At 65.9% G+C, this 3,120-nt stretch carries 3 protein-coding genes; all 3 read right to left on the minus strand.

The genetic code is table 11. The annotated features are described in order from the left end of the window. The coding region (locus BLX41_RS33675) for an FAD-dependent oxidoreductase (RefSeq protein WP_185073597.1) at positions 1-206 on the minus strand (206 nt) is incomplete at its 3' end. A gap of 159 nt (positions 207-365) precedes the next feature. Then, complete coding sequence (locus BLX41_RS15570) at positions 366-1,730, minus strand: glutamine synthetase family protein (RefSeq protein WP_123725626.1); 1,365 nt, start codon at positions 1,728-1,730, stop codon at positions 366-368. A 636-nt stretch (positions 1,731-2,366) separates the two neighbouring features. After that, positions 2,367-3,026, minus strand: a complete 660-nt coding sequence (locus BLX41_RS15580) for a methyltransferase family protein (protein WP_123725627.1) — start codon at positions 3,024-3,026, stop codon at positions 2,367-2,369. Positions 3,027-3,120: the final 94 nt, after the last annotated feature.

The following is a 3,120-nucleotide window of genomic DNA, read 5'->3' on the forward strand; positions in this document are numbered from 1 at the left end:
TGGCTTTCGACGATGGCGACTTTCAGGCCGCGCTCGGCCAGTTCCACCGCGCTGGCGACGCCGGTGAAGCCGCCGCCGATGATCACCACATCCACTTGATGGGTGCCTTGCAGGGTCGGGTAATGGGTTTCCTGATTCAGGGTGGCGCTGTAGTAGCTGGGGCAGCGTTCGGCTGCCGGGGTCCGCGGATCGAAGGCGGCTGTCATGGAGCAATCCTCGTAGAAAAATCAACCGGGCGACTGCGTGTAGTGCAGCCGCCAGCGCTTCAGGAGCTGTTGACGATCTGCCGGGCGCCGCTCAGGTCCGGCAAAGCGGTTTCAGGCCGCCTTGCCCATGAGCCCAGCGCCGCAGATCGTTACTGCGGCTCAGGCCTGGGTCAGGTACCAGCGCCAGTCCTGCTCGCCGACTTCGGCCATGAACTGGCGGTATTCGGCGCGCTTGACCGCCAGGTACACCCCGAGGAATTCACTGCCCAGGGCGTCCCGGGCCCAGGCCGATTGTTCCAGGGCCATCAGCGAAGTCAGCCAGTCGGTGGGCAACAGCTCGGTGGCTTGGGCGTAGCCGTTGCCTTGTACCGGCTCGCCCGGATCGAGGTGTTCGCGCAGGCCGCGATGCACGCCGGCGAGGATCGCCGCCGCCGCGAGATAGGGGTTGGCGTCGGCGCCGCAGATGCGGTGTTCGATGTGCCGACTGTTGGCCGGGCCACCGGGCACCCGCAGGCTCACGGTGCGGTTGTCGACGCCCCAGGTCGGCGCCAGGGGCGCGTAGCTGTTGGCCTGGAAGCGCCGGTAGGAGTTGGCGTTGGGGCAGAACAGCAGCAGCGAATCCAGCAGGGAAGCGAGCATGCCGCCCACCGCCTGGCGCAGCAGCGGGGTGCCGGCCGGGTCTTCGGAGGCAAACAGATTGCGGCCCGTGGCGTCGGCAATGCTCACATGCATGTGCATGCCGGTGCCGGCCAGGTGATCGAAGGGCTTGGCCATGAAGGTGGCCTGCATCCCGTGCTTGTGGGCCACCGCCTTGACCAGGCGCTTGTAGCGCACCGCCTGGTCCATGGCCTCCAGGGCATCGCCGTGTTCCAGGGTGATTTCCACCTGGCCTGGCGCGTACTCGGAGATCGCCGTGCGCGCCGGAATGCCTTGCAGTTTGCAGGCGGCGTAGAGGTCGGCGAGAAAGGGTTCGATCTGCTCCAGCTCCCGCAGGCCATAGACCTGGGTGCTGCGCGGGCGACCGCCATCGGCGTCCAGGGCCGGTTGGGGACGGCCATTACCGTCACGCTTGGCGTCCAGCAGGTAGAACTCCAGCTCGCAGGCCATCACCGGGTGGTAACCCTCGGCCTTGAGGCTGTCGATGACCTTGATCAGCAGGTGGCGCGGGTCGGCGATGCTGGCGGGCATGCCCTCTTGCGGGTGCATGCTGACCTGCACTGCGGCCGTGGGAATCTGCCGCCAGGGCAGGCGCACCAGACTGCCGGCCAGCGGGTAGGCACGGCAGTCGATGTCGCCCACGTCCCACACCAGCCCGGAATTCTCCACGTCGTCGCCGTTGAGGGTCAGACCGAGGATGGTGCTGGGCAGGGGCCGGCCGCTTTCATACACCGCCAGCAGTTCTTCGCGGTGCAGCAACTTGCCCCGGGGCACGCCGTTGGCGTCGAGGATGAACAGCTCGATCATGTCGATATCGGGGTGGGCGGCCAGGAAGTCACGGGCTTCGTCGAGGGCTGCAAATTTCATGGGGAGTCTCGCTTGCGCCATCAAGGCGCGCAGGTTTTCAGGTCCTGCAACGACGCCGCGCACGGTGCGGTTGCAAGGGTAGAAATCAGGTCTGGGAGCGGCACGCGCAGGAGGGCGCGATCAGGCCAGAAGCGAGTGATCCGGAGGACGTGAGGAATGGCGCAGACGGGAACGGCACAGGGCCATGGGCAGGTTGACCAGAAGCTTCATGGGCAAGGCCTGTCCAGGAAGTACACACCGATGACGGCAGCGCGGTCCTCATGGACCTCATGGGGCGCAGGGGCATGGCAGCGGCAGGACAGTGAGAGCCGAGCGTCGACACGCACACCGCAGCCACTGTGCAGGGGCGCGGGAGCTGATCTGTCGAATCCGTGATACGGGCTCAGGGGATACATCGGCCGGGTGATCTCGCTGTCGAGTTCGTTGTGATTATTCGTTATGTGAACCGGGCGCTGGTGGGGCGGATCAATGGGTCCGTCTCCCCAGGGCGGATCAATACTGCAAGAATCCGCCAGCCAATGTAAGGGGGGTAAAGGGCTCCAGTCCCCTGGCGAGCGTCCTTCGCCCTTGGGGAGAGGCGCGTGCTAGAGCAGTGCAGCCCTGATGCCAGAAGTGTCTGATTTTTTTTACAGAACCTCAGTAGACCCCGGGCAGCAGGCGCCAGCTGTGGGCGCAATAGTCGTCGTACTCCTGGCCGAAATGGCTGCGCAGCAAGGCTTCCTCGGCATGAATCCGCGCGATCAGCGGGATCAGGGTCAGGGCCGCCAGCAGCAGCCCCAGCCCGGAGCGAAAGGCCAGGGCCCAGCCTACGGCGTTCACCAGCAGACCGAGGTAGCTGGGGTTGCGCAGGTGGCGATACAGGCCGTCCACCACCAGTCTGTGCCCGCTCTGGATCGCCACCAGTCCACTGAAGCGTCGGCCGAGGATGAACACGGGCCACAGGCGCAGTACACCACCGAGGGTGAACAGCAAGGCACCCAGCCAGCGCAGGCCTTCGCCGCCAAAGGTCCAGAAATCGATGCGGTCGCTGTAGGCCGGAACGAAGCCGCTCAGCAGGCCGATCACGGCGAAGGCCGCAAGCACCCAGCGGTTGCCCTGGTCCTCCTGCACGCCGCTGCTGAGGTTGACCTCGCTGTACAGCGAGGCCACCACCATTAGCAAGGTGACGATGACGATCAGGTTCAGGGGCGGGTGGGCGAAGAACGCCGTGAAACCGCCGAGGCCCCAGATCGCCAGGCCCAGGTAGGCGAGGGCGCCGAGCACGCTGGAAACGGCCAGACGGGGAGAAATATTCATGATGATCGCCCAGGGTGAGGAGTCTCCCCTGAGTGTAGGAGCCCACTGGCGGGCGAATGCGCTCGTTCGTCCGCCAGCGCGCCTCTGGCCGATC

Origin of the sequence: Pseudomonas protegens (genome assembly GCF_003732485.1) — a bacterium.
GTDB lineage: Bacteria > Pseudomonadota > Gammaproteobacteria > Pseudomonadales > Pseudomonadaceae > Aquipseudomonas > Aquipseudomonas protegens_B.

What these genes read in the sequence shown, in the direction of transcription:
- BLX41_RS15580 (WP_123725627.1), bottom strand. Translation starts at nt 3,026, where the DNA reads ATGAATATTTCTCCCCGTCTGGCCGTTTCCAGCGTGCTCGGCGCCCTC.
- BLX41_RS15570 (WP_123725626.1), bottom strand. Translation starts at nt 1,730, where the DNA reads ATGAAATTTGCAGCCCTCGACGAAGCCCGTGACTTCCTGGCCGCCCAC.